Genomic DNA, 25,692 nt, shown 5'->3' on the forward strand with positions numbered 1-25,692 from the left:
TTGCGTAATATGGCGTTCAGTCACGCGGTTCCGTCGTTGAGCCGTGCTGTTCCGTCCGGTTTGGGCCTGGCCTGAAGTTGGTTCGCCGCCCCCGGTTCGTGCTCCCATCAATATGACCGATCAGAATCGGGCGAGCGCGTCTTCCGTTCCTTTCGTCTGTTTGTTGATCCGGTTCGTTTGACCACAGGGTCTGGCCTAGCTGCATGAATACCCAAGAGGCGAAGATCGTCCTCGAGACTGCTTTGATCTGTGCGCAGGAGCCGCTGAAGCTCGGCGATTTGCGCAAGCTCTTTGCCGACGGCGTGTCGGCTGACACGGTCCGCACGTTGCTCGAAGATCTGAAACAGGATTGGTCCGGTCGCGGTGTCGAACTGGTGGCGCTGGCGACCGGGTGGCGCTTTCAGAGCAAGCCGGCGATGCGTCATTATCTCGATCGCCTGCATCCCGAGAAGCCGCCGAAATATTCGCGCGCGGTACTCGAAACGCTCGCGATCATCGCGTACCGGCAGCCCGTCACGCGCGGCGACATCGAAGAGATTCGCGGCGTCACGGTCAATACGCAGGTGGTCAAGCAACTCGAGGATCGCGGCTGGATCGAGGTGATCGGTCATCGCGACGTGCCGGGGCGTCCGGCGCTGTATGCGACGACCAAGCAATTCCTCGACGATCTCGGCCTGAAGGCGCTCGACGACCTGCCGGCGCTCGAAGAGCCGGCCGCGAACATCGAGGCCGCGCTGCTCGCGCAGCAGGCCATGGATTTCGACGGCGACGTGCCGGTGACCGACGAGGCTGCGGCCGACGTGCCGCAGGCGCAGGCGGATGACGTGCCCGCCGGCGAGTCGGCCGAGGTGCCGGGCGATGCCGTGGCCGACGTCGCGTCGACGCAGGAATTCCCGAGTCGCGATACGCTCGATGCTGATCGTGGGCACGCGGAACGGACGGAACAGGTCGGCGCCGAAGCCGTGTCGACCGATGTGCAGCCCGAGCCGCAGCGTGCGGATTCGAGCGAGGAAGATCGCAAGCCGGCCGCCGAAGCGGCTGCCGGAGACGGAGCGGAAGCGGCCGGCGACACGCCCGGCGAGGCCGATCAGGCCGACGCCCCCCGCTCCCGTCCTGCGGACGACGAGACGCTGGACGACACGTCCGACAGTCTCGCGGATGCCGTACGAAGCGCCAGTGCGCCCATCGGCGCCGACGCGCTGCCGGACGACGAAGCAGAACCCGAACAGCGTCGCGCCTGATCGCGGCCAACTTCTTGCCGCGCCCGCGCCGGGCGCGAGACCTGACATTTTGAGGTTGTTTTGACAGATATCCACGATATTGAATCGTCCGCGCCTGCCGTGCAGGCAGCGCGTGCCGACGATGCGCCGGAGCAGGATGCTTCGGCCGCGGGTGGCGACGAGCGTCCCCGCCGCGGTCTGCGGCGCGGTCCGCGCAGCCTGATCGCGCGGCGTCGCGCGGCGGCCAAGTCGAAGGGCGCCGAAGGCGAGCAGCAGGGCGCCGAGGGCGCGGATGCGCAGCCGGTCGAGGCTGCCGATGCGCAGCCGGCGCGTGCGCCGCGCAAGGAAGGCGCGGCCAAGGGCACTCGCAAGCCGGCCGGCAAGCGCGAAGGCGCGGCCAAGGGCGGCCAGGGCCGTCGCGGGGCATCGAAGGCAGAAGGTGGCTCGGCGAAACCCGTTGAAGGCGATGCGTCCCAGGACGAACTGTTTGCGTACGTGACGTCGCCCGCCTTCGATGCGGACAACTCCGCGGGCGGTAGCGGCGTACGTGCGCCGATGCTGCGCCGCGGGCGCAACCAGCCGGCGAACAAGCGCGTGCTGTCGCCGGACGACGACGCGCCGAAGCTCCACAAGGTGCTGGCGGAAGCAGGCATGGGTTCGCGCCGCGAAATGGAAGAGCTGATCGTCGCCGGCCGCGTGTCGGTGAACGGCGAGCCCGCGCACATCGGCCAGCGGATCATGCCGACCGACCAGGTGCGGATCAACGGCAAGCCGGTCAAGCGCAAGCTGCCGAACAAGCCGCCGCGCGTGCTGCTGTATCACAAGCCGACCGGCGAAATCGTCAGCCACGCGGATCCGGAAGGCCGTCCGTCGGTGTTCGACCGCCTGCCGCCGATGAAGACGGCGAAATGGCTTGCGGTGGGGCGCCTCGACTTCAATACCGAAGGTCTGCTGATGCTGACGACTTCCGGCGACCTCGCGAACCGCTTCATGCATCCGCGTTACAGCGTCGAGCGTGAGTATGCGGTGCGCGTCGTCGGCGAGCTGTCCGAAGGCATGCGGCAGAAGTTGCTGCACGGCGTCGAGCTCGACGACGGTCCGGCGAATTTCCTGCGGATCCGCGATGGCGGCGGCGAAGGCACGAATCATTGGTATCACGTCGCGCTGGCCGAAGGCCGCAATCGCGAAGTGCGCCGGATGTTCGAGGCGGTCGGCCTGATGGTGAGCCGGCTGATCCGTACGCGTCACGGCCCGATTCCGCTGCCGCGCGGCTTGAAGCGTGGCCGTTGGGAAGAGCTCGACGACGCGCAGGTGCGCAAGCTGATGGCGACCGTCGGGCTGAAGGCGCCGTCCGAGGAGAAGGGCAAGCGCGGCGCTGCCGGTCCGGCCGAGCGTCGCCAGCCCGATCCGATGCAGACGTCGATGGGCTTCATCAGCCGCGAGCCGGTGCTGACGACGCACGGGCAACTCGACCAGCCGCGTCGCGGCGGTGGCCGGCGCGGCGGCCCGGGGTTGCCGGGCCTGAGCGGCTACGGCAGCCTGCCGGTTGCGCCGTCGGGCTACGGCAATCGCACGGGCGGCGGCCGCGACGGCAACCGCATGGGGCGTGACGGCAACCGCGCCGGCGGCGGTCGCGATGTCGACGGCAATCGCGCGTCGTATGGCGCCGGTCCCAAGCGCGATGGCGCGGGCGGCAAGCGCGGCGGTGGCAAGGGCGGCGGCAATCGCAATCCGGGCGGCAATCGTGCCGACGGCGCAGGCAACGGCGGCCCGCGCGGCGGCCAGCGTCCGCAGCGCAGCCGCACGCGCAGCCGTTAAGTCGCTGTCGATTGGCGTCGTACGGCGGCGTAAAGCCGCCGGCTCGTCGGTCTGGCCGGCATCCGGCCGGTTGTGTCGACGCGACGCATTGTATTGACGGGGTTCGGCTGCATCGATGTCGCGTGCCGCGACAACGGCGATCACCGGTACGGCAGGGTGATATCGGTCGATCGGGCAGCCCGATTTCGCATTTTCGGTCCGTAAAGGCAGCCGACGCGCTGCTTTTACCGGCTGGCTTGGCGTTTGCGCCAAAAATCGCTATAATCGCGGAGTCGCTGGGCGTACGGATTCAATGTGCGGCTCAGGTGCGACCACCAGTAAGAAGATGGGCGTTCCGCCCATTTTTTTTTGCTGAAACGGTTAGGCATCTCGGGTAGCGCTTCCTGCGCCGGCTAAGGCGCGCGCCCGCGGGTGAATCGCGAGCGGCGGGCGCGAACACCTGAGAGGACACTGTGCAACTGACGGAACTGATAGAAACCACGGTCACCGGGCTCGGCTACGAGCTGGTGGATCTCGAGCGCACCGGGCGCGGCATGCTTTGCATCTATATCGATCAGCCTGCCGGCATCTCGCTCGAAGATTGCGAAAAGGTCACACGTCAGCTCCAGCACGTCTTGACGGTCGAAAACATCGATTACGAACGGCTCGAAGTCTCGTCCCCGGGGCTCGACCGCCCGTTGAAGAAGCTGGCCGACTTCGAGCGCTTCGCCGGCAGCGAAGCTTCCGTGACCTTGAAAAAGCCGCTGGACGGGCGCAAGACGTACCGGGGCATTCTGCACGCGCCGAATGGCGAAACGATCGGTTTGGAATTTGAGGGGAAGAAGGGCGAGGCAGCCATGCTGGATTTCACGCTGGCCGATATCGACAAAGCCCGCCTGATTCCGCAAGTTGACTTTAGGAGCCGCAAATAATGAGTCGCGAAGTGTTGATGCTGGTGGATGCGCTGGCGCGCGAGAAAAACGTCGACAAGGATGTGGTGCTGGGCGCCCTCGAGGCCGCGCTCGCTTCCGCTTCCAAGAAGCTGTTCGACGAAGGCGCCGAAATCCGCGTCCATATCGATCGCGAAAGCGGCGAGCACGAAACCTTCCGTCGCTGGCTCGTCGTGCCCGACGAGGCAGGCTTGCAGGAGCCGGATCGAGAGATCCTGCTGTTCGAGGCACGTGAGCAGAATCCCGACGTCGAAGTCGGCGAGTATGTCGAGGAACCCGTTCCGTCCATCGAATTCGGTCGCATCGGTGCGCAGGCCGCGAAGCAGGTGATCCTGCAGAAGGTGCGCGACGCCGAGCGCGAGCAGATCCTGAACGACTACCTCGAGCGCGGCGAAAAGATCATGACCGGCACGGTGAAGCGCCTCGACAAGGGCAACTTCATCGTCGAATCGGGCCGTGTCGAGGCGCTGCTGCGCCGCGATCAGCTGATCCCGAAGGAAAACCTGCGCGTGGGCGACCGCGTGCGTGCGTATATCGCGAAGGTCGACCGCACCGCGCGCGGCCCGCAGATCGAACTGTCGCGCACGGCGCCCGAATTCCTGATGAAGCTGTTCGAGATGGAAGTGCCGGAAATCGAGCAGGGCCTGCTCGAGATCAAGGCGGCTGCCCGCGACCCGGGCGTGCGCGCGAAGATCGGCGTCATCGCCTACGACAAGCGGATCGATCCGATCGGCACCTGCGTCGGCATCCGCGGCTCTCGCGTGCAGGCCGTACGCAACGAGCTCGGTGGCGAAAACATCGACATCGTGCTATGGTCGGAGGATCCCGCCCAGTTCGTGATCGGCGCGCTCGCGCCGGCAGCCGTCCAGTCGATCGTCGTCGATGAAGAAAAGCATTCGATGGACGTCGTCGTCGACGAGAACGAACTGGCTGTCGCGATCGGCCGCAGCGGTCAGAACGTTCGCCTTGCCGGCGAACTGACCGGCTGGCAGATCAACATCATGACGCCGGACGAATCCGCGCTGAAGCAGGGCGAAGAACGCGACCGGCTGCGTGCACTGTTCATGGCGCGTCTCGACGTCGACGAAGAAGTTGCCGACATCCTGATCGACGAAGGCTTCACGAGCCTCGAAGAGATCGCCTACGTGCCGCTCAACGAAATGCTCGAAATCGAAGCGTTCGACGAGGACACCGTGCACGAACTGCGCAACCGCGCACGCGACGCGCTGTTGACGATGGCCATCGCGAACGAAGAAAAGGTCGAGAACGCGGCGCTGGATCTCAAGAGCCTCGACGGCATCACGCCGGAGTTGCTCGCGAAGCTGGCCGAACATGGCGTGCAGACGCGCGACGATCTCGCCGAGCTGGCTGTGGATGAACTGGTCGACATGACCGGGATGGAAGAGGATGCCGCTAAGGCGTTGATCATGAAAGCACGTGAACACTGGTTCCAGTGAGAAATGACCATGGCGCACTGATTTGATGGCGGCCGTATGGCCTGACCCGATGCTAACCGCAAGGAATCGGTCCTTGCACTAAGAGGAATGAATGGCGAGTAACAACGTAGCCCAATTTGCCGCGGAACTGAAAATGCCTGCTGGTGTGCTGCTCGAACAGCTGCAGGCAGCGGGCGTCCAGAAAGCGAGTGAAGACGATGCGCTGTCCGAAGCGGACAAGGCGCGTCTGCTCGATCATTTGCGCAAGTCGCATGGCGCAACCGACGGCGACAAGCGCAAGATCACGCTGACCCGCAAGCATACGTCGGAGATCAAGCAATCTGACGCGACGGGCAAGGCTCGCACCATTCAGGTCGAGGTTCGCAAGAAGCGTACGTTCGTCAAGCGCGACGACGTGGCCGACGGTGCGGAACAGGGTCAGGCGCAGGTTGCCGAAGCGGACGACGATGCGGAACTGAAGCGTCGCGAGGAAGAAGCGCGCCGCGAGGCCGAACTGCTCGAGAAGCAGGCGCAGGAGCTGCGCGAGCGTCAGGAACGCCTCGAACGCGAGGAAGCCGAGCGTCGCGCCCGCGAGGAAGCGGCCGAGGCCGAGCGCCGTCGCGCCGAGGAAGAAGCGGCGGCGAAGCGTGCCGCGGCGGAAGCCGCCGCGGCGCAGCAGGCGGCAGCCCGGCAGGCCGCCGCGGCCGAGCAGGAAACGGCGCCGACGCAGTCCGCGCAGGACGAAGCGCGTGCAGCCGCGGAACGTGCGGCGCAGCGCGAAGCGGCGAAGAAGGCCGAGGACGCTGCTCGCGAGGCAGCCGACAAGGCGCGCGCCGAGCAGGAAGAGATCAGCAAGCGCCGCGCGGCGGCCGAAGCCGAGGCACGCGCGATCCGCGAAATGATGAACACGCCGCGCAAGGCCGTGGTCAAGGCAGTCGAGCCGCCGAAGCCGGCGGAACCGGCGAAGCCGGCCGAAGCGAAGGGCACGCTGCACAAGCCGGCGAAGCCGGAAGGTGCGCAGGCGCGTCCGGCCGTGAAGAAGCCGGCCGGCGCCGCGGCACCGGCCGCGACGCAGGCGCCGGCAGGCGCGGGCGACCGCAACAAGAAGCCGGGCGCAGGCAAGGGCGGCTGGCAGGACGACGCAGCGAAGCGTCGCGGCATCAAGACGCGCGGCGATTCGAGCGGCGGCGTCGACCGCGGCTGGCGCGGCGGCCCGAAGGGTCGCGGCCGTCACCAGGACAGCGCATCGTCGTTCCAGGCGCCGACCGAACCGATCGTCCGTGAAGTGCACGTGCCGGAAACCGTGTCGGTTGCCGATCTCGCGCACAAGATGTCGATCAAGGCCTCCGAAGTCATCAAGGTGATGATGAAGATGGGCCAGATGGTCACGATCAACCAGGTGCTGGACCAGGAAACGGCGATGATCATCGTCGAGGAGCTGGGCCACCGCGCGGTCGCCGCGAAGCTGGACGATCCGGAAGCGCTGCTCGTCGAGGGCGAAACCGGTACCGATGCGGAGCAACTGCCGCGCCCGCCGGTCGTCACGGTGATGGGTCACGTCGACCACGGCAAGACCTCGCTGCTCGACCACATCCGCCGCGCGAAGGTTGCCGCGGGCGAAGCGGGCGGCATTACGCAGCACATCGGCGCTTATCACGTCGATACGCCGCGTGGCGTCATCACGTTCCTCGATACGCCGGGTCACGAAGCGTTCACGGCAATGCGTGCACGCGGCGCGAAGGCGACCGACATCGTGGTGCTGGTGGTGGCGGCCGACGACGGCGTGATGCCGCAGACGAAGGAAGCCATCGCCCACGCGAAGGCGGGCGGCGTGCCGATCGTCGTCGCGATCAACAAGATCGACAAGCCGGAAGCAAACCCCGATCGCGTCAAGCAGGAGCTGGTCGCGGAAGGCGTCGTGCCGGAAGAATACGGTGGCGATTCGCCGTTCGTGCCGGTGTCGGCCAAGACGGGCGCAGGTATCGACGATCTGCTCGAGAACGTGCTGCTGCAGGCCGAAGTGCTGGAACTGAAGGCACCGGTCGAAGCGCCGGCCAAGGGCATCGTGATCGAAGCGAAGCTCGACAAGGGTAAAGGCCCGGTCGCGACGATCCTCGTGCAGTCCGGTACGCTGAACCGCGGCGATATCGTGCTGGCGGGTACGGCCTACGGCCGCGTCCGTGCGATGCTCGACGAGAACGGCAAGCCGACGAAGGAAGCCGGCCCGTCGATCCCGGTCGAGATCCAGGGTCTGTCGGAGGTGCCGGGTGCGGGCGAGGAAGTGATCGTGCTGCCGGACGAGCGCAAGGCGCGTGAAATCGCGCTGTTCCGTCAGGGCAAGTTCCGCGACGTGAAGCTCGCGAAGCAGCAGGCCGCGAAGCTGGAAAGCATGCTCGAGCAGATGGGCGAAGGCGAAGTGCAGAACCTGCCGCTCATCATCAAGGCAGACGTGCAGGGTTCGCAGGAAGCGCTCGTGCAGTCGTTGCTCAAGCTGTCGACCGACGAAGTGCGCGTGCAGATCGTGCACAGCGCGGTCGGCGGCATCAGCGAAAACGACGTCAACCTCGCGACGGCATCGAAGGCGGTCATCATCGGCTTCAACACGCGTGCGGATGCACAGGCGCGCAAGCTGGCCGAAGCGAACGGCATCGATATCCGCTACTACAACATCATCTACGACGCAGTGGATGAGGTGAAGGCGGCGATGTCGGGCATGCTGGCGCCGGAGAAGCGCGAAGTGGTCACCGGCATGGTCGAGGTGCGCCAGGTCTTCAAGGTACCGAAGGTCGGCACGGTCGCAGGCTGTATGGTCACGGACGGTATCGTCAAGCGCTCGTCGTCGGTGCGCGTGCTGCGCAACAACGTCGTGATCTTCACGGGCGAACTCGAATCGCTGAAGCGCTTCAAGGACGATGTGAAGGAAGTGAAGCAAGGCTTCGAGTGCGGTATGTCGGTGAAGAACTTCAACGACATCATCGAAGGCGACCAGTTCGAAGTCTTCGAAGTGACCGAAGTCGCGCGTACGCTGTAATCGTCGCGTATCGGCTCATGGGCGGGGCAGGCTTGGGCCTGTCCCGCCCATTTTCATGGTGGCGTGCCGAGAATGGCCGCCGCTTCATCCTGATAAACGGATCACGGATCGATCATGTCCAGGAAACGTACTTCCCCCAATCGCAACGTTCAGATCGCCGATCAGATTCAGCGCGATCTGTCCGAACTCATCATGCGCGAGGTCAAAGATCCGCGCATCGGTATCGTGACCATCCAGAGCGTGGAACTCACGCCGGACTATGCGCACGCGAAGGTCTACTTCACGGCGCTCACCGGCGATCCGGACAAGACGCAGGAGGCGCTGAACCATGCGTCGGGCCACCTGCACAACCTGCTGTTCAAGCGCCTGCACATTCATACGGTGCCGACGCTGCATTTCCATTACGACCAGACGATCGAGAAGGCCGTCGAAATGTCGCGCCTGATCAAGGAAGCGAACTCGACGCGCGCGAAGGACGACGACGAGGCCGATGCGCCTGCCAAGGACGATTGAGCTCGACCGGCCTATGACGAATGCAGCACCCCAACGTCCGCGCGTGCCTCGGCGCGTGCTGGACGGCGTTCTCCTGCTCGACAAGCCGGTCGGCCTGTCGAGCAACGATGCGCTGATTCGCGCAAAGCGCCTGCTTCTCGCGAAGAAAGCCGGTCACACCGGCACGCTCGATCCGCTGGCGTCGGGCCTGCTGCCGCTGTGCTTCGGCGAGGCGACCAAGTTCTCGCAGGATTTGCTCGACGCCGACAAGACCTATGAAGCGACGATGCGTCTCGGCCAGCGCACGGCCACCGGCGACGCGGAAGGCGACGTGATCGACACGCGGCCCGTCGAATGCGATCGTGCGGCGGTGGAAGCGGCGCTCGTGCGCTTCACCGGCGACATCGTGCAGGTGCCGCCGATGTATTCGGCGCTCAAGCGCGACGGCAAGCCGCTGTACGAATATGCGCGGGCCGGCCAGACGGTCGAACGGGAAGGCCGCAACGTGACGATCCACGCGCTCGAGCTGCTTGCCTGCGAGCTGCCCGACGTGACGTTTCGCGTGACCTGCAGCAAGGGCACGTATGTGCGCACGCTGGCGGAGGATATCGGCGAGGCGCTGGGTTGCGGCGCGCATCTGACGATGCTGCGTCGCACGGGCGTCGGCGCGCTGACGCTCGAGCATGCGGTGACGCTGGATGCGCTGTCGGACGCTGCCGAGGCGGCGCGCGATGCATGGCTGCAGCCGGTCGATGCGTTGCTGTCGACGTTCCCCGCCGTTCGGCTCGACGACGCGTGCGCGAAGCGGTTTCTGCACGGCCAGCGCCTGCCGCTGTCGGCATTGGAGCCGATCGGCGCGGCCGAGGGCGAGCGCGTGCGCGTGTACGACGCAACGCGGTTGCTCGGCGTGGCACGCAAGGCGAATGGCGTGCTCGCACCGGAACGGCTCGTCGTGACGGCTCAATGACGCAGCAGCGCGCATGACTGCACGCGGCGGAATAAGAAAAGCCCGGTCGAAATCGACCGGGCTTTTTGTTTCGCGTGACCGCGCAGTGATGCGCTGCCGGGTAGTGCTCAGTGTGCCGCCGACGCCGCCGCACCGGCATCGCCGCCGCCCGCGCGTTCGGGCTTGGTGATCCAGATGAGCGCGATCAGCAGCACGAAGATCACCGCCGAGATGTAGAACAGGTCGTTCACGCCGAGCTGCGCGGCCTGTTGCGTGGCCATGTTGTTGATGAGCCCGTGCGCCTGGTTCTGCGACAGCCCGAGATTGCCCATCTGCGTGACGGCCTGGTTGAACGTCGGGTTGTACGGGTTCGCCTGCTCGACCAGTTGCGCGTGATGGAAGTTGTTGCGGTGGTCCCACGCGGTCTGGAAGATCGACGTGCCGATGCCGCCGCACATGATCCGCACGAAGTTCGACAGGCCGGATGCCGCGGGAATGCGGTGGCCGGGCAGGCCGGACAACGTGATCGACACGAGCGGGATGAAGAAGCCCGCCATCGCGATACCCTGCACGAGCGTCGGCAGCGTCAGCGACCATTCGTCGACGCCGGTCGTGTAGCGCGAACGCATCCAGAAGCACAGCGCGAACGTCAGGAACGACGCCGTCGAGATGAAGCGTGGATCGGTGCGCGGCAGATACTTCCCGGTGAGTGGCGACAACAGGATGGCGAACAGCCCGACCGGCGCCATCACGAGGCCGGCGTCGGTCGCGGTATAGCCGATTTGGGTCTGCAGCCACAGCGGTAGCAGCACGAGATTGCCGAAGTACAGGCCGTACCCGATCGACAGCGCGACTGTCCCGCCGGTGAAGTTCCGGATGCGGAACAGCGACAGGTCGACGACCGGGTGCTCGGCGGTCAGCTCCCAGATCACGAAGAACGCGAACGCGATGACGGCGGTCAGCGCGAGCACGATGATGGTCGTCGACGCGAACCAGTCGAGATCCTTGCCCTTGTCGAGCATGATCTGCAGCGAGCCGACCCAGACGACCAGCAGCGCGAGGCCCACGCCGTCGATCGGCGCGCGACGCACGGCCGACTCCCGATTGCGATAGATCATCCACGTCGCGGCGGCGGCGGCGACGCCGACCGGGATGTTGACGTAGAAGATCCACGGCCACGAATAGTTGTCCGAGATCCAGCCGCCGAGAATGGGGCCCGCGACGGGTGCGATCAGCGTCGTCATCGCCCATAGCGCGAGCGCCATCGGCGCCTTCGCGCGCGGATAGCTCGACAGCAGGAGCGCCTGCGACAGCGGAATCATCGGGCCCGCGACCGCGCCCTGGAGCACGCGCGACCCGAGCAGGAACGGCAGGTTCGGCGACAGCCCGCACATCCACGACGAGATGACGAACAGGATGATCGACGCGAGGAACAGGCGCACTTGCCCGAAACGGTCGGTCAGCCAGCCGGTCAGCGGCACCGAGATTGCGTTCGCGACCGCGAACGACGTGATGACCCACGTACCCTGGTCGGACGACACGCCGAGGTCGCCCGAGATGGTCGGGATCGCGACGTTCGCGATGGACGTGTCGAGCACGTTCATGAACACCGCGAGCGACACCGCGATCGTGCCGAGTATGAGTTGCCCGCCCTGCAGGGGCGGGTAGGAGGCGGGAGCCTGTGCCATGTCGGTTGCCTTTCCGAAGTCGGAACGGTTACATCATTTTCGCGGCGGTGCTCTGCTTCGCCGCGACCGGCGCCGATGCATTGCCGCCTGCGTTCTCGGCGATGATGCGCGCGATTTCGGCGTCGGCTTCGTCGCCGTATTTCGCGAACACGTTGGTCTCGTAGACGGTGTTCGGCGCGTTGACGAGCTGGTCGCCGCGTTCGTCCTTGATGTTGACGTCGACCTGCATCGACAGGCCGATGCGCAGCGGATGCTTGTCGAGATCCTTCGGGTCGAGCTCGATCCGCACCGGCAGGCGCTGCACGACCTTGATCCAGTTGCCGGTCGCATTCTGCGCCGGCAGCAGCGAGAACGCCGAGCCCGTGCCGGCCGAGAAGCCGACGACCTTGCCGTGGTACGTGACCGACGAGCCGTAGATGTCGGCCGTCATTTCGACCGGCTGGCCGATGCGCATGTGCTTCAACTGGACTTCCTTGAAGTTCGCGTCGACCCACACGGCATTGAGCGGCACCACCGACATCAGCGGGTTGCCGGGCGACACGCGCTGGCCGACCTGCACCGAGCGCTTCGCGACATAGCCGGTGACCGGCGCCGGCAGCACGTTGCGCGCGTTCGCGAGGTAGGCGTCGCGCACCTTCGCGGCTGCGGCCATCACGTTCGGGTGCGATGCGATCGTCGTGTTCGCGGTCAATGCGCGATTCGAGGCGAGCTGCTGCTGCGCGGCATCGACCGATGCCTGCGCGGCCTTCACGGCGTCGCGGGCATGCGAGATTTCTTCCTGCGACACGGCGCCCGTTTGCGCGACGGCCAGGCGGCGGCGCAGGTCGTCCTGGGCCTTCGACAGGTCGGACTGGCGCAGCGCGACTTGCGCGCGGTACTGATCGTCGTTGACGAACAGGCCGCGCACCTGGCGCACGGTCTGCGCGAGGTTGGCTTCCGCCTGCTGCAGCGCGACCTGCGAATCGGCCGGGTCGAGCACGACGAGCGGATCGCCGGCCTTGACCGTTTGCGTGTCGTCCGCCTTCACGGCGATCACGGTGCCGGTGACCTGCGGCGTGATCTGCACGACGTTGCCGTTCACGTATGCGTCGTCGGTGTCTTCATGGAAGCGGGCGACGAGGAAGTAATAGAGGCCGTATGCGATGGCCGCGATCACGATGACCGCGACGAGCAGCGTCATCATTCGCTTGCGCTTGCCGTTATTCTGCGGCTGCGCGCTGGCGGCGTTTTGTTGGTCGCTCATGGCGATTTTCTCCGTCCGTTATTTCGAGTGTCTGCGTAGTGGTGGCGCCGGATCAGTTGGCGGCCTGTTTGGTCGGCGCGGCGGCATCGGGTGCGGCGAGCGGCGTGCCGGTCGCGTCGAACCCGCCGCCGAGCGCCTTGATCAGGGCGAGCTGCATGTCGCGCCGGCGCATCTTCAGGTTGGTCACCGTCTGCTCCGAGGCGAGGCGGTTGCTGTCCGCCGTCAGCACCTGCAGTTGCGGCGACAGGCCGGCCTTGTAGCGAATGACCGCGAGATCGTACGCGCGCGTCGACGCGTCGAGCGCACGTTGGGCGTCGCCCATCTGGCGATCGATCGCGCGGATCGACGCGACCTGCGTCGCGACGTCGTTCAGCGCGCTGATCAGCGTCTGGTTGTAGTTCGCGACCGACAGGTCGAAGTCGGCATAGCGGCCCTTGAGCTGGGCGCGCAGCGCGCCGGCATCGAAGATCGGCAGGTGGATCGCCGGCCCGAACTGCGCCTGGCGGCTCGCGAAATTCAGGAATTTGCCCCAGCCGAACGCATCGAAGCCGAAACCGGCCGCGAGGTTCACGTCGGGGAAGAACTCGGCCTTCGCCTCCTTCACGTCGTGCATCGCGGCTTCGACCTGCCAGCGCGCGGCGACGATGTCGGGGCGGCGCGACACGAGGTCGGCCGGCAGGTTGCCGGGCAGCGTGACGTCGCCGCTCGGGTTCATCACGGGCGCCGCGATCTGCAGCCCGCGATCCGGGCCCTTGCCGAGCAGCGCGGCGAGCTGGTAGCGCACGGTCGTGATCTGGCCGTCGAGGTCCGACAGCGAAGCCTGCGTCGTCGCGATGTTGCCGCGGGCCGTCTGGCGCTCGACGTTGGTGTCGAGGCCGGCCGATACGCGGCCGTCGGTGATCTTGCCGACCGTCTCGCGGTTGGTGATCTCGCGCTGCGCGATGTCGCGCAGCGCATAGAGCTGCGCGAGCGAGTTGTAGGTGCGCGCGACCGACGACGCGAGCGTGATGCGCGCCTGTTGCAGGTCGGCTTCGGCGGCCTTTTCCTGCGATACGGCCGTGCGCAGGCGTTCGCGGTTCTTGCCCCACAGGTCGAGTTCCCACGAGGCGCTCGCGAGCGCGTTGTTCTCGCTGTACCACTGGCCGCCGTACGGGGGCGGGAACAGCGCGTTCGACGAGTACAGCTCGCGCGTCCACGAATAGCTGGCTTCGGCCTTCGGCATCAGGTTCGAGCGCGACGACTCGATGTACGACGAGGCCTTCGCGATGCGCGCCTGTGCCTGCGCGATCGACGGGTTGCCCTGCAACGCTTCGTCGATCAGCTTCGGCAACTGCGGATCGCCGAACTGGCTGGCCCAGTCGAGCGCGGGCCACTGGCCGCCCTGGGCCGGCAGGCTCTGGGCGGATTCGAATTGCGACGCGGGGGCGATCTGCTTGTCGCTCTTGATGCCGATGTAATTCGCGCAGCCCGCGAGCGCCAGCGCGGCGACCGCGGCGGCGACGGCGGCGCGGCACGACCCGGCGCGCACGGACAACGGGGAGGATTTCATCGCGCTAACCCCTGACTCGGAATGAATGATGGACACTGCAAGGATTTCCTTACATTAATCTGTCAAAAGTAATTGTTATGGCAACTATTACGTGACGCTACCGCCGGCCGTCTCGCAATAGTTGCTGAGAATGCGGCGCAGCATGCTCTTCAGGAACCCGACTTCTTCCGGCGTAAACCCGTCCAGCACCTGGTCGAGCACGCTGCGGAAAATGGGCGGCAGCCGTTCGGCCAGCGCACGGCCTTCGTCGGTGAGCTCGAGGCGCACGACGCGACGATCCTCGATGCTGCGCACACGCGACAGCAGGCCGCGTTTCTCGACCCGGTCGAGCAGACGCGTGACCGCGCTGGCGTCGATCCCGTATTCGCGCGCGAGTTCGGCGGCCGTCGAGCACTTGCCGACGGCGATCATGAACAGCATGCTCGCCTGCGTGCCCGTGATGCCGAGTTCTTCCTGCGTGCGCTGCGTGACGAGGTTGGTCATCACCGACTTCACGCGGGACATCAGATAACCGACGCTATCGTTCATCTGATACGTAGACAGCGGCGAAACGGGCGGTGGGGTAGAAGAATCCGACATAAAACCCTGAAGCTGCAATAGTTGACTAGGCAGCAGTATAGGCACAATTGCTTGCCGCGGCAAATGTTAATCGAACGGCAAAACGCGCGCTGTGTCCCGCGAGAGTCCCTTGTCCGGGTAAGGTTTCTTCGCCGCACGGTGCCGGTGCGCCGGACCTTTGAGCGGTTCGGGAGCGCCGCGCGGCGCAGCCGTTTTGCTGCGTTGCAACGGGCAGGTCGGCTCTCGACACGCGCACGTGCTATAATTTGAGGCTTTCCAAGCTGCAACGCGCGCGCCCGTGAAAAACACGAGCGCGCGCGTATGCGCGTTCAAACGATTTCCAGGTTTCTATGACCCGCGCCCTTCGCAATATCGCCATCATCGCCCACGTCGACCACGGCAAGACCACGCTCGTCGACCAACTGCTCCGCCAGTCCGGCACCTTCCGCGAGAACCAGCAGATTGCGGAGCGGGTGATGGACTCGAACGACATCGAAAAAGAGCGCGGGATCACGATTCTCGCGAAGAACTGCGCGGTCGAGTACGAAGGCACGCACATCAACATCGTCGACACGCCGGGGCACGCGGACTTCGGCGGCGAAGTCGAGCGCGTGCTGTCGATGGTCGACTCGGTGCTGCTGCTCGTCGACGCGGTCGAAGGCCCGATGCCGCAGACGCGCTTCGTCACGAAGAAGGCGCTCGCGCTCGGCCTGAAGCCGATCGTCGTCATCAACAAGATCGATCGTCCGGGCGCGCGGATCGACTGGGTGATCAACCAGACCTTCGACCTGTTCGACAAGCTCGGCGCGACCGAAGAGCAGCTCGACTTCCCGATCGTCTACGCGTCGGGCCTGAACGGCTATGCGTCGCTCGATCCGGCCACGCGCGAAGGCGACATGCGCCCGCTGTTCGAAGCGATCCTCGCGCACGTGCCGGTTCGCCCGGCCGATCCGGAAGCCCCGCTGCAGCTCCAGATCACGTCGCTCGACTATTCGACGTACGTCGGCCGGATCGGCGTCGGCCGCATCACGCGCGGCCGCATCAAGCCGGGCCAGCCGGTCGTGATGCGTTTCGGCCCGGAGGGCGAAGTGCTGAACCGCAAGATCAACCAGGTGCTGTCGTTCAAGGGCCTGGAGCGCGTGCAGGTCGAGTCGGCCGAAGCGGGCGACATCGTGCTGATCAACGGCATTGAAGACGTCGGCATCGGCGCGACGATCTGCGCGGTCGACACGCCGGAGGCGCTGCCGATGATCACCGTCGACGAGCCGACGCTGACGATGAACTTCCTCGTCAACTCGTCGCCGCTCGCCGGCCGCGAAGGCAAGTTCGTGACGAGCCGCCAGATCCGCGACCGCCTGATGAAGGAGCTGAACCACAACGTCGCGCTGCGCGTGAAGGACACCGGCGACGAAACGGTGTTCGAAGTGTCGGGCCGTGGCGAGCTGCATCTGACGATTCTCGTCGAAAACATGCGTCGCGAAGGCTACGAGCTGGCCGTGTCGCGTCCGCGCGTGGTCATGCAGGAGATCGACGGCGTGCGTCACGAGCCGTACGAGCTGCTGACGGTCGACGTCGAAGACGAACACCAGGGCGGCGTGATGGAAGAGCTTGGCCGCCGCAAGGGCGAAATGCTCGACATGGCGTCGGACGGCCGCGGCCGTACGCGTCTGGAATACAAGATCTCGGCGCGCGGCCTGATCGGCTTCCAGAGCGAATTCCTGACGCTCACGCGCGGCACGGGCCTGATGAGCCACATCTTCGACTCGTACGCGCCCGTCAAGGACGGCTCGGTGTTCGAGCGGCGCAACGGCGTGCTGATCTCGCAGGACGACGGCGCAGCGGTCGCCTACGCACTGTGGAAGCTGCAGGATCGCGGCCGCATGTTCGTGAAGCCGGGCGACGCGCTGTATGAGGGCATGATCATCGGCATCCACAGCCGCGACAACGACCTCGTCGTGAACCCGATCAAGGGCAAGCAGCTGACCAACGTGCGTGCGTCGGGTACCGACGAAGCCGTGCGTCTCGTGCCGCCGGTCCAGATGTCGCTGGAATACGCGGTCGAATTCATCGACGACGACGAACTCGTCGAAGTGACGCCGCAGTCGATCCGCCTGCGCAAGCGCTTCCTGAAGGAGCACGAGCGTCGCCGCGCGAGCCGCGAAGGTGCGGTCGACTGAGCATCGGCCGTTCCCGAGCACGACGAAAAGGCTGCCTTCGGGCAGCCTTTTTCGCATCCGCGCACCGTGCAGCCGGGTTGCCTGCAAAACACTGTTCCCGCGGGCCGCCGCAATCCGGCAAAACCCCGTCGCGCGGTGCTTTCACGCACATTTCGCCGCGAACTCCGGTATCGGTTCTGTGATATGCTGCGCGCACGCAAGTTTTAGGTCCTTCCAAGCAAGACTTGATTCGCAATCCGCTAAACGGTCAGGCCGTGTCGCGGAAGGTTGAGTAACCCGCTATTTCTCGAGAAGCTCGAAGAAAGGTGAGCGTAAAATGTCAGATGTAATGAAGCAGTTTCAGCTGAACTCCTATCTGTTCGGCGGCAATGCTTCGTACGTTGAAGAACTGTACGATGCATACCTCAACAATCCGGCGTCGGTGCCGGAGAACTGGCGAGAGTATTTCGACGCGCTGCAGAACGTGCCTGCAACGGACGGCTCGAACGCCAATGACGTCGCTCACTTCCCGATCGTCGAATCGTTCGCCGAGCGTGCGAAGGCCAATGCCTTCATCCCGCGCGAAAGCACCAGCAACCTCGCGACCGCACGCAAGCAGGTGCACGTCCAGTCGCTGATCAGCGCCTACCGCTTCCTCGGCTCGCAATGGGCCAATCTCGATCCGCTGAAGCGCCGCGAACGTCCCGCCATCCCCGAGCTCGAACCGGCTTTCTACGACTTCTCCGAAGGCGATCTCGACCAGACGTACAGCGCAAGCAACCTGTACTTCGGTTTCGACCAGGCGTCGCTGCGCGACATCGTCAAGGGCCTGCGCGACACGTACTGCGGCACGATCGGCGCCGAGTACATGTACATCAGCGATCCGGAACAGAAGCGCTGGTGGCAGGAGCGCCTGGAGTCGACCCGCGCGACGCCGTCGTTCTCGGCCGACAAGAAGAAGCACATCCTGAATCGCCTGACGGCCGCCGAAGGCCTCGAGCGCTACCTGCACACCAAGTACGTCGGCCAGAAGCGCTTCTCGCTCGAAGGCGGCGAAAGCTTCATCGCGGCGATGGACGAAGTCGTCCAGCACGCGGGCAAGAGCGGCGTGCAGGAAATCATCATCGGCATGGCGCACCGCGGCCGTCTGAACGTGCTGGTCAACACGCTGGGCAAGATGCCGGCCGACCTGTTCGCCGAATTCGAAGGCAAGCACGTCGACGATCTGCCGGCCGGCGACGTGAAGTACCACAAGGGCTTCTCGTCGGACGTGTCGACGGAAGGTGGCCCGGTCCACCTGTCGCTCGCGTTCAACCCGTCGCACCTCGAAATCGTGAACCCGGTGGTCGAAGGTTCCGCGAAGGCGCGGATGGACCGCCGCGGCGACGAGGACGGCCTGCAAGTGCTGCCGGTGCAGATCCACGGCGACGCGGCCTTCGCCGGCCAGGGCGTCGTGATGGAAACGCTGAACCTCGCGCAGACGCGCGGTTACGGCACGCACGGCACGCTGCACATCGTCATCAACAACCAGATCGGCTTCACGACGTCCGACCCGCGCGACGCGCGCTCGACGCTGTACTGTACCGACGTCGTCAAGATGATCGAAGCGCCGGTGCTGCACGTGAACGGCGACGATCCGGAAGCCGTCGTGCTCGCGATCCAGATCGCGATCGACTACCGGATGCAGTTCCACAAGGATGTCGTGATCGACATCGTCTGCTTCCGCAAGCTGGGGCACAACGAGCAGGACACGCCGGCCGTCACGCAGCCGCTGATGTACAAGAAGATCGCGCAGCACCCGGGCACCCGTGCGCTGTACGCCGAGAAGCTCGTGCAGCAGGGCGTGATCACCGCCGAAGACGCCGACAACTACGTGAAGGCGTACCGCAAGGCGATGGACGACGGCCACCACACCGTCGACCCGGTCCTGTCGAACTACAAGAGCAAGTACGCGGTCGACTGGGTGCCGTTCCTGAACCGCAAGTGGACGGACGCGGCCGACACGGCCGTGCCGCTCGCCGAACTGAAGCGCCTGGGCGAACGCATCACGACGGTCCCGGAAAACTTCAAGGTTCACCCGCTCGTCGAGCGCGTGATCAACGACCGCCGCAACATGGCGCGCGGCGACCAGCCGCTCGACTGGGGCATGGCCGAGCATCTCGCATTCGCGTCGCTCGTCGCATCGGGCTACTCGGTGCGCCTGACGGGCCAGGACTCGGGCCGCGGCACGTTCACGCACCGTCACGCGGTGCTGCACGACCAGAACCGCGAGCGCTGGAACGACGGCACGTACGTGCCGCTGCAGAACATCGCCGAAGGCCAGGCGAAGTTCACGGTGATCGACTCGGTGCTGTCGGAAGAAGCGGTGCTGGGCTTCGAATACGGTTACTCGACCGCCGAGCCGAACACGCTCGTGCTGTGGGAAGCGCAGTTCGGCGACTTCGTCAACGGCGCGCAGGTCGTGATCGACCAGTTCATCTCGTCGGGCGAAGTGAAGTGGGGCCGCGTGTCGGGTCTCACGATGCTGCTGCCGCACGGCTACGAAGGCCAGGGTCCGGAACACTCGTCCACGCGTATCGAGCGTTTCCTGCAGCTGTGTGCCGATCACAACATGCAGGTCGTCCAGCCGACGACGCCGGCGCAGATTTTCCATCTGCTGCGCCGCCAGATGATCCGCCTGTTCCGCAAGCCGCTGATCGTCGCGACGCCGAAGTCGCTGCTGCGCCACAAGGAAGCGGTGTCGGACCTGTCGGAACTCGCGAAGGGCTCGTTCCAGCCGGTGCTGGGCGAAATCGACGGCGGCATCGACGCGAAGAAGGTCAAGCGCGTGCTGGTGTGCTCGGGCCGCGTGTACTACGACCTCGTCGCGCACCGCCGCGAAGCGAAGGCGAACGACGTCGCGATCATCCGTATCGAGCAGCTGTATCCGTTCGCGCACAAGCAGTTCGAAGCCGAAATGAAGAAGTACGAGAACGCGACTGAAGTGGTCTGGGTGCAGGACGAGCCGCAGAACCAGGGCCCCTGGTTCTACGTCGAGCACCACCTGAAGGAAGGCATGAAGGAAGGGCAGAAGCTGGCGTACAGCGGCCGTCCGGCTTCGGCCTCGCCGGCGGTTGGCTACTACGCGAAGCACTACGAGCAGCAGAAGGCCCTGATCGAAGGTGCATTCGGCCGCCTGAAGAGCGCATCGATCGCGAAATAACCGACGTCAAGCGAAACGGGAAGGCGCACGGCGCTTTCCCGTTCCTTTTGGCCCGCCGGCGCGTGGCGCGCCGCACCGGCCGAAGGAATCGCACGAACCTCGTCATACCCCAGATTAAGCATCCAGGAAAATCACATGGCTATCGTAGAAGTCAAAGTCCCCCAGCTGTCGGAGTCGGTGTCGGAAGCCACCATGCTGCAGTGGAAGAAAAAGCCGGGCGAAGCAGTCGCGCAGGACGAAATCCTGATCGAACTCGAGACCGACAAGGTCGTCCTCGAAGTGCCGGCGCCGGCGGCGGGCGTGCTCGCGCAAGTGCTGCAGGACGACGGTGACACGGTGGTCGCCGATCAGGTGATCGCGACGATCGACACCGAAGCGAAGGCAGGTGCCGCCGAAGCCGCGGCAGGGGCCGCCGAAGTCAAGCCGGCTGCGGCGCCCGCCGCGGCCGCACCGGCTGCGCAACCGGCCGCCGCCACCGCATCGAGCTCGGCGGCCGCGTCGCCGGCCGCGACCAAGCTGCTGGCCGAGAAGGGCCTGTCGACGGGCGACGTCGCGGGTTCGGGCCGCGACGGCCGCGTCACGAAGGGCGACGCGCTGGCGGCAGGCAGCGCACCGAAGGCTGCTCCGGCCGCCGCACCGGCGAAGACCGCCGCCGCGAAGCCGTCGCTGCCGGAAGTGAAGGTGCCGGCGTCGGCAGCGACCTGGCTGAACGACCGTCCGGAACAGCGCGTGCCGATGTCGCGCCTGCGTGCGCGTATCGCCGAGCGTCTGCTCGAGTCGCAGCAGACCAACGCGATCCTGACGACGTTCAACGAAGTGAACATGGCTCCGGTCATGGAGCTGCGTAACAAGTACAAGGACAAGTTCGAGAAGGAACATGGCGTGAAGCTCGGCTTCATGTCGTTCTTCGTGAAGGCGGCCGTCCATGCACTGAAGAAGTTCCCGCTGGTGAACGCGTCGATCGACGGCAACGACATCGTCTACCACGGCTACTTCGACATCGGTATCGCGGTCGGTTCGCCGCGCGGCCTGGTCGTGCCGATCCTGCGCAACGCGGATCAGCTGAGCCTCGCCGAGATCGAGAAGAAGATCGCCGAATTCGGCCAGAAGGCGAAGGACGGCAAGCTGTCGATCGAGGAAATGACGGGCGGTACGTTCTCGATCTCGAACGGCGGTGTGTTCGGCTCGATGCTTTCGACCCCGATCATCAACCCGCCGCAGTCGGCCATCCTCGGCGTGCACGCGACGAAGGAGCGCCCGGTCGTCGAAAACGGCCAGATCGTGATCCGCCCGATCAACTACCTCGCGCTGTCGTACGACCACCGCATCATCGACGGCCGCGAAGCCGTGCTGTCGCTCGTCGCGATGAAGGACGCGCTGGAAGATCCGGCACGCCTGCTGCTCGACCTGTAAGCCGAGTCTCACTGCATCGACCCGTTCTGCACGTTCGCGCCCACGCGCGAACGTGCAGGCGTACAAGTAGAAAGGATTGTCATGTCCAAGGAATTTGACGTCGTCGTGATCGGCGCCGGCCCTGGCGGCTACATCGCCGCGATTCGCGCCGCGCAGCTCGGCAAGACCGTTGCCTGTATCGAGAAATGGAAGAACCCGGCCGGCGCGCTGAAGCTCGGCGGCACCTGCCTGAACGTCGGCTGCATCCCGTCGAAGGCGCTGCTGGCTTCGTCGGAAGAGTTCGAGAACACGTCGCATCACCTGGCCGACCACGGCATCACCGTCGACGGCGTGAAGATCGACGTCGCGAAGATGCTCGGCCGCAAGGATGCGATCGTCGAGAAGATGACGAGCGGGATCGAGTTCCTGTTCAAGAAGAACAAGATCACCTGGCTGAAGGGCCATGGCAAGTTCACCGGCAAGACCGATGCCGGCGTGCAGATCGAAGTGAGCGGCGAGGGCGAAGCCGAAGTCGTCACCGCGAAGAACGTGATCATCGCGACGGGCTCGAAGGCGCGTCATCTGCCGGGCATTCCGGTCGACAACACGATCGTGTCGGACAACGAAGGCGCGCTGACGTTCGACTCGGTGCCGAAGAAGCTCGCCGTGATCGGCGCAGGCGTGATCGGCCTCGAGCTCGGCTCGGTGTGGCGCCGTCTGGGCGCCGAAGTGACGGTGCTCGAAGCGCTGCCGGCATTCCTCGGCGCAGCCGACGAAGCGCTCGCGAAGGAAGCGGCCAAGCTGTTCAAGAAGCAGGGCCTCGACATCCATCTCGGCGTGAAGATCGGTGACGTGAAGACGACCGCGAACGGCGTGTCGATCGCCTACACGGACAAGGACGGCAATGCGCAGACGCTCGACGCCGACCGCCTGATCGTGTCGGTCGGCCGCGTGCCGAACACCGACAACCTCGGCCTCGAGGCCATCGGCCTGAAGGCGAACGAGCGCGGCTTCATCGATGTGGACGACCACTGCCGTACGGCCGTGCCGAACGTCTACGCGATCGGCGACGTGGTGCGCGGCCCGATGCTCGCGCACAAGGCGGAAGACGAAGGCGTGCTGGTCGCGGAAGTGATCGACGGCCAGAAGCCGCACATCGACTACAACTGCATTCCGTGGGTGATCTACACGTACCCGGAAATCGCATGGGTCGGCAAGACGGAGCAGCAGCTGAAGGCGGAAGGCCGCGAGATCAAGACGGGCAAGTTCCCGTTCTCGATCAACGGCCGCGCGCTCGGCATGAACGCGCCGGACGGCTTCGTGAAGATGATCGCGGATGCGAAGACCGACGAACTGCTCGGCGTGCACGTGATCGCCGCGAACGCGTCGGACCTGATCGCGGAAGCCGTGGTGGCGATGGAATTCAAGGCGGCGTCGGAAGACATCGCCCGCATCTGCCATCCGCACCCGTCGATGTCGGAAGTGATGCGCGAAGCGGCGCTCGCCGTCGACAAGCGCTCGCTGAACAGCTGAGCACGGCGTAGCGCCTGCCGGCCGTCGGCCGGCGCAGCCGTCTCATGACGAAGGCGGGCGGGGTTTCCCGCTCGCCTTCGTCCTTTCCGGTTTGCCCGATGAACGTCACCGAATACTACACGCGCGAGCTGACCACGCGCGGCTATCAGTCCGATCCCGCTCAGCGCGCGGCCGTCGATCGCCTGCAGCGCTGTTTCGACGAATGGGTCGAGTACAAGGCGCGCCGCTCGAACGCGTTCAAGAAGCTGATCAATCATCCGGATCTCCCGCGCGGCGTCTACATGTGGGGCGGTGTCGGCCGCGGCAAGAGCTTCCTGATGGATAGCTTCTACGCGGTGGTGCCCGTGCAGCGCAAGACGCGCCTGCATTTCCACGAATTCATGCGCGAAGTGCACCGCGAGCTCGAGGAGCTGAAAGGGCAGGCCGATCCGCTCGACGAACTCGCACGACGCATCGCGAAGCGCTACCGGCTGATCTGCTTCGACGAGTTCCACGTGTCGGACATCGCCGACGCGATGATCCTGTACCGGCTGCTCGATCGCCTGTTCAACAACGGCGTGCAGTTCGTGATGACGTCCAATTACGATCCCGACGACCTGTATCCGGACGGCCTGCATCGCGACCGCATGCTGCCGGCGATCGCGCTGATCAAGGAGAAGCTCGACGTGCTCAACGTCGATGCGGGCGTCGACTATCGCCAGCGCACGCTCGCGCAGGTGAAGATGTATCACACGCCGCTCGGCGCGGACGCCGATCGCGAATTGCGCCATGCATTCGGCAAGCTCGCGGCCGTGCCCGACGAGAGCCCGATCCTGCATATCGAGAAGCGTGAGCTCAAGGCGCTGCGCAAGGCGGACGGTGTCGTGTGGTTCGATTTCGCGACGTTGTGCGGCGGCCCGCGTTCGCAGAACGATTACCTCGAACTGGCGAGCCGCTTCCATGCGATCGTGCTGTCCGAGGTGCCGCAGATGTCGCCGCGGATGGCGTCCGAAGCGCGCCGCTTCACGTGGCTCATCGACGTGCTGTACGATCACAAGGTCAAGCTGCTGATGTCCGCGGCGGTGCCGGCGGAGGCGTTGTACGTCGAAGGCCCGATGGCCAACGAATTCGCGCGTACGGTCTCGCGCATCGTCGAGATGCAGTCGAAGGAGTATCTCGAAACGCCGCGCCGTATCGTCGATACGTCGTTGACCTGAACCGGTTGCCGGTCGGGGAAGTGGCGGGGTTTAAACATCAATTTCGGTTAAATTTCGTCAATCTTCGGGTATTTTCGGATTTGTCTTATATTCATCGTTGAGGTGAGCGGATATTGTGGTGTCATGGTTATTAAGGCTGGAGATGTCCATGACACCGTATCGCGATTTGACCGACCACGAATGGCGCTGCGTCGCGCCGCTTCTGCCCGAAATGCAGCCGCGCACCGAGTTGCGCGGCCGGCCGTTAGCCAATACACGCGCCGTGCTGAACGGTGTGCTGTGGGTGATCTACAGCGGCGCAACGTGGTCGGCCATGCCGCGCCGTTACCCGTCGTATCAAACATGTCATCGCCGCTTCAAGGTATGGCACGAAACGGGCACGTTGATGAACGTGATGCGCGAGCTCTATGGCGACGCCGGCATGAATCTTTGCAATGAACTGTCCGCGCGGATGCGCAAGCACACGCAATCGAAGGCGGCGCAGGCGCGCAGCAACGCGGCGCCCGCATATCGCGCACCGGGCAGCTATGCACCGGATGCGATGAAGCACGCAGCGTGATGGCCATCGGTTTCCGTTGTGCGCGCACCAAAAGCAATCGGCCTGGCGACGTCGTCGCAGGCCGATTTTTTATTGAGCCCTGCTAATCGCGCGTTCGGGCGCGTACCGCGTTATTGCTGGCGAACCCAGGTTTGTGACCGGCCCAGCAGCGACACGCCGATGTAGCCGCGCACCACGAGCTTCTGGCCGCCGTCTTCAAGCGTCATCTTGCACTTGTAGACCTTGCCGTTCTCCGGGTCGAGGATGTTGCCGCCGTCCCAGTGGTCGCCGTCCTTCTTCATCGCCTTGATGATCGTCATGCCCTTGATGAGCTGATCCTTGCGCTCGTCCGTGCACGCGGTGCAGCGGCGATCGGGTGTATCGTTCGCGCCGAGTCCCTTGACGACCTTGCCCGTCAGCGAGCCGTCGCCGTCCTCGGCGATCTGTACCAGTGCCTTCGGTTGATGGGTGTTGTCGTCGATCGTCTGCCACATGCCGATCGGGCTGTCGGCCTGCGCGAACGTGGGCGCTGCGCACGCGAGCAGGGCGCCGGCGATGGCGATTGCACGCAATGGGCGGGTCAGTTGAATCATTGTCTTCCTCCTTGTTTTGCATGTCTGTCGATTCGCTCGCACGACCGTCTGCATGGGGCGGGCATGTTGCGAGCTTCGCCAGAATACGTGAAACAGCACGCCACGTTTGATAGAGGGGACTCTAATCGAAACAGCCGGCATGGCGCCGGCCGTTTCGTGGTTTGGGTGACCG

The 25,692-nt window shown here is 65.2% G+C and carries 18 protein-coding genes; 13 read left to right on the plus strand and 5 right to left on the minus strand.

Annotated features, from left to right (window positions below; genetic code table 11):
• The first annotated feature begins 203 nt into the window (after nt 1-203).
• The 7 genes from scpB to truB all read left to right on the plus strand — a co-directional run bounded on the left by scpB (nt 204) and on the right by truB (nt 9,893).
• Nucleotides 204-1,241, plus strand: coding sequence for an SMC-Scp complex subunit ScpB (gene scpB / locus QZM15_RS15870; RefSeq protein WP_059575776.1), 1,038 nt, complete (start codon nt 204-206; stop codon nt 1,239-1,241).
• Between the two features lie 60 nt (nt 1,242-1,301).
• Nucleotides 1,302-3,038 (plus strand): 23S rRNA pseudouridine(2605) synthase RluB, encoded by a 1,737-nt coding sequence (gene rluB, locus QZM15_RS15875; protein ID WP_226290945.1) that lies wholly within the window; start codon nt 1,302-1,304, stop codon nt 3,036-3,038.
• 452 nt (nt 3,039-3,490) lie between these two features.
• Nucleotides 3,491-3,949, plus strand: a complete 459-nt coding sequence (gene rimP, locus QZM15_RS15880; RefSeq protein ID WP_059575772.1) for a ribosome maturation factor RimP — start codon at nt 3,491-3,493, stop codon at nt 3,947-3,949.
• A complete protein-coding gene (gene nusA / locus QZM15_RS15885; RefSeq protein WP_059499058.1) occupies nt 3,949-5,424 on the plus strand; it encodes a transcription termination factor NusA in 1,476 nt (491 codons plus the stop codon). Before rimP ends, nusA begins: the two co-directional genes overlap by 1 nt.
• Nucleotides 5,425-5,515: 91 nt before the next feature.
• A complete protein-coding gene (infB, locus tag QZM15_RS15890; protein WP_059575770.1) occupies nt 5,516-8,434 on the plus strand; it encodes a translation initiation factor IF-2 in 2,919 nt (972 codons plus the stop codon).
• A gap of 114 nt (nt 8,435-8,548) precedes the next feature.
• A complete protein-coding gene (gene rbfA, locus QZM15_RS15895) occupies nt 8,549-8,947 on the plus strand; it encodes a 30S ribosome-binding factor RbfA (protein WP_006495346.1) in 399 nt (132 codons plus the stop codon).
• 13 nt (nt 8,948-8,960) lie between these two features.
• Nucleotides 8,961-9,893, plus strand: a complete 933-nt coding sequence (gene truB / locus QZM15_RS15900; protein ID WP_059638807.1) for a tRNA pseudouridine(55) synthase TruB — start codon at nt 8,961-8,963, stop codon at nt 9,891-9,893.
• Between the two features lie 107 nt (nt 9,894-10,000).
• On the opposite strand, the gene QZM15_RS15905 is transcribed toward truB, so the two are convergent.
• The 4 genes from QZM15_RS15905 to QZM15_RS15920 form a co-directional block, all read right to left on the minus strand.
• Nucleotides 10,001-11,560, minus strand: a complete 1,560-nt coding sequence (locus tag QZM15_RS15905; RefSeq protein ID WP_059575763.1) for a DHA2 family efflux MFS transporter permease subunit — start codon at nt 11,558-11,560, stop codon at nt 10,001-10,003.
• Nucleotides 11,561-11,588: 28 nt separating this feature from the next.
• Nucleotides 11,589-12,803 (minus strand): HlyD family secretion protein, encoded by a 1,215-nt coding sequence (locus QZM15_RS15910; RefSeq protein ID WP_059575761.1) that lies wholly within the window; start codon nt 12,801-12,803, stop codon nt 11,589-11,591.
• A gap of 52 nt (nt 12,804-12,855) precedes the next feature.
• A complete protein-coding gene (locus tag QZM15_RS15915; protein ID WP_059638804.1) occupies nt 12,856-14,352 on the minus strand; it encodes an efflux transporter outer membrane subunit in 1,497 nt (498 codons plus the stop codon).
• 87 nt (nt 14,353-14,439) lie between these two features.
• A complete protein-coding gene (locus QZM15_RS15920; RefSeq protein WP_059575757.1) occupies nt 14,440-14,931 on the minus strand; it encodes a MarR family winged helix-turn-helix transcriptional regulator in 492 nt (163 codons plus the stop codon).
• 329 nt (nt 14,932-15,260) lie between these two features.
• Between QZM15_RS15920 and typA the strand changes: the two genes are divergently transcribed.
• The 6 genes from typA to QZM15_RS15950 all read left to right on the plus strand — a co-directional run bounded on the left by typA (nt 15,261) and on the right by QZM15_RS15950 (nt 24,948).
• The gene (gene typA / locus QZM15_RS15925) at nt 15,261-17,087 is read left to right on the plus strand and encodes a translational GTPase TypA (protein WP_059638803.1); all 1,827 of its coding nucleotides are present in this window, start codon (nt 15,261-15,263) and stop codon (nt 17,085-17,087) included.
• Nucleotides 17,088-17,403: 316 nt separating this feature from the next.
• On the plus strand, nt 17,404-20,268 hold the full coding sequence (locus QZM15_RS15930) for a 2-oxoglutarate dehydrogenase E1 component (RefSeq protein ID WP_059575755.1): 2,865 nt from the start codon (nt 17,404-17,406) through the stop codon (nt 20,266-20,268).
• A gap of 135 nt (nt 20,269-20,403) precedes the next feature.
• Complete coding sequence (odhB, locus tag QZM15_RS15935) at nt 20,404-21,681, plus strand: 2-oxoglutarate dehydrogenase complex dihydrolipoyllysine-residue succinyltransferase (RefSeq protein ID WP_302106714.1); 1,278 nt, start codon at nt 20,404-20,406, stop codon at nt 21,679-21,681.
• Nucleotides 21,682-21,762: 81 nt separating this feature from the next.
• Entirely contained in the window at nt 21,763-23,193 is a 1,431-nt protein-coding gene (lpdA, locus tag QZM15_RS15940; RefSeq protein ID WP_302106715.1) for a dihydrolipoyl dehydrogenase, read from the plus strand.
• A gap of 98 nt (nt 23,194-23,291) precedes the next feature.
• Complete coding sequence (gene zapE, locus QZM15_RS15945; RefSeq protein ID WP_059575749.1) at nt 23,292-24,389, plus strand: cell division protein ZapE; 1,098 nt, start codon at nt 23,292-23,294, stop codon at nt 24,387-24,389.
• 148 nt (nt 24,390-24,537) lie between these two features.
• Nucleotides 24,538-24,948: a transposase gene (locus QZM15_RS15950; RefSeq protein WP_059575747.1), complete on the plus strand. Its 411-nt coding sequence runs from the start codon at nt 24,538-24,540 to the stop codon at nt 24,946-24,948.
• Between the two features lie 110 nt (nt 24,949-25,058).
• Here QZM15_RS15950 and QZM15_RS15955 read toward each other — a convergent pair whose 3' ends face one another.
• Nucleotides 25,059-25,520: a DUF2147 domain-containing protein gene (locus QZM15_RS15955; protein WP_006483501.1), complete on the minus strand. Its 462-nt coding sequence runs from the start codon at nt 25,518-25,520 to the stop codon at nt 25,059-25,061.
• Nucleotides 25,521-25,692: the final 172 nt, after the last annotated feature.

Source organism: Burkholderia sp. AU44665 (assembly GCF_030504405.1).
Lineage (GTDB): Bacteria > Pseudomonadota > Gammaproteobacteria > Burkholderiales > Burkholderiaceae > Burkholderia > Burkholderia semiarida.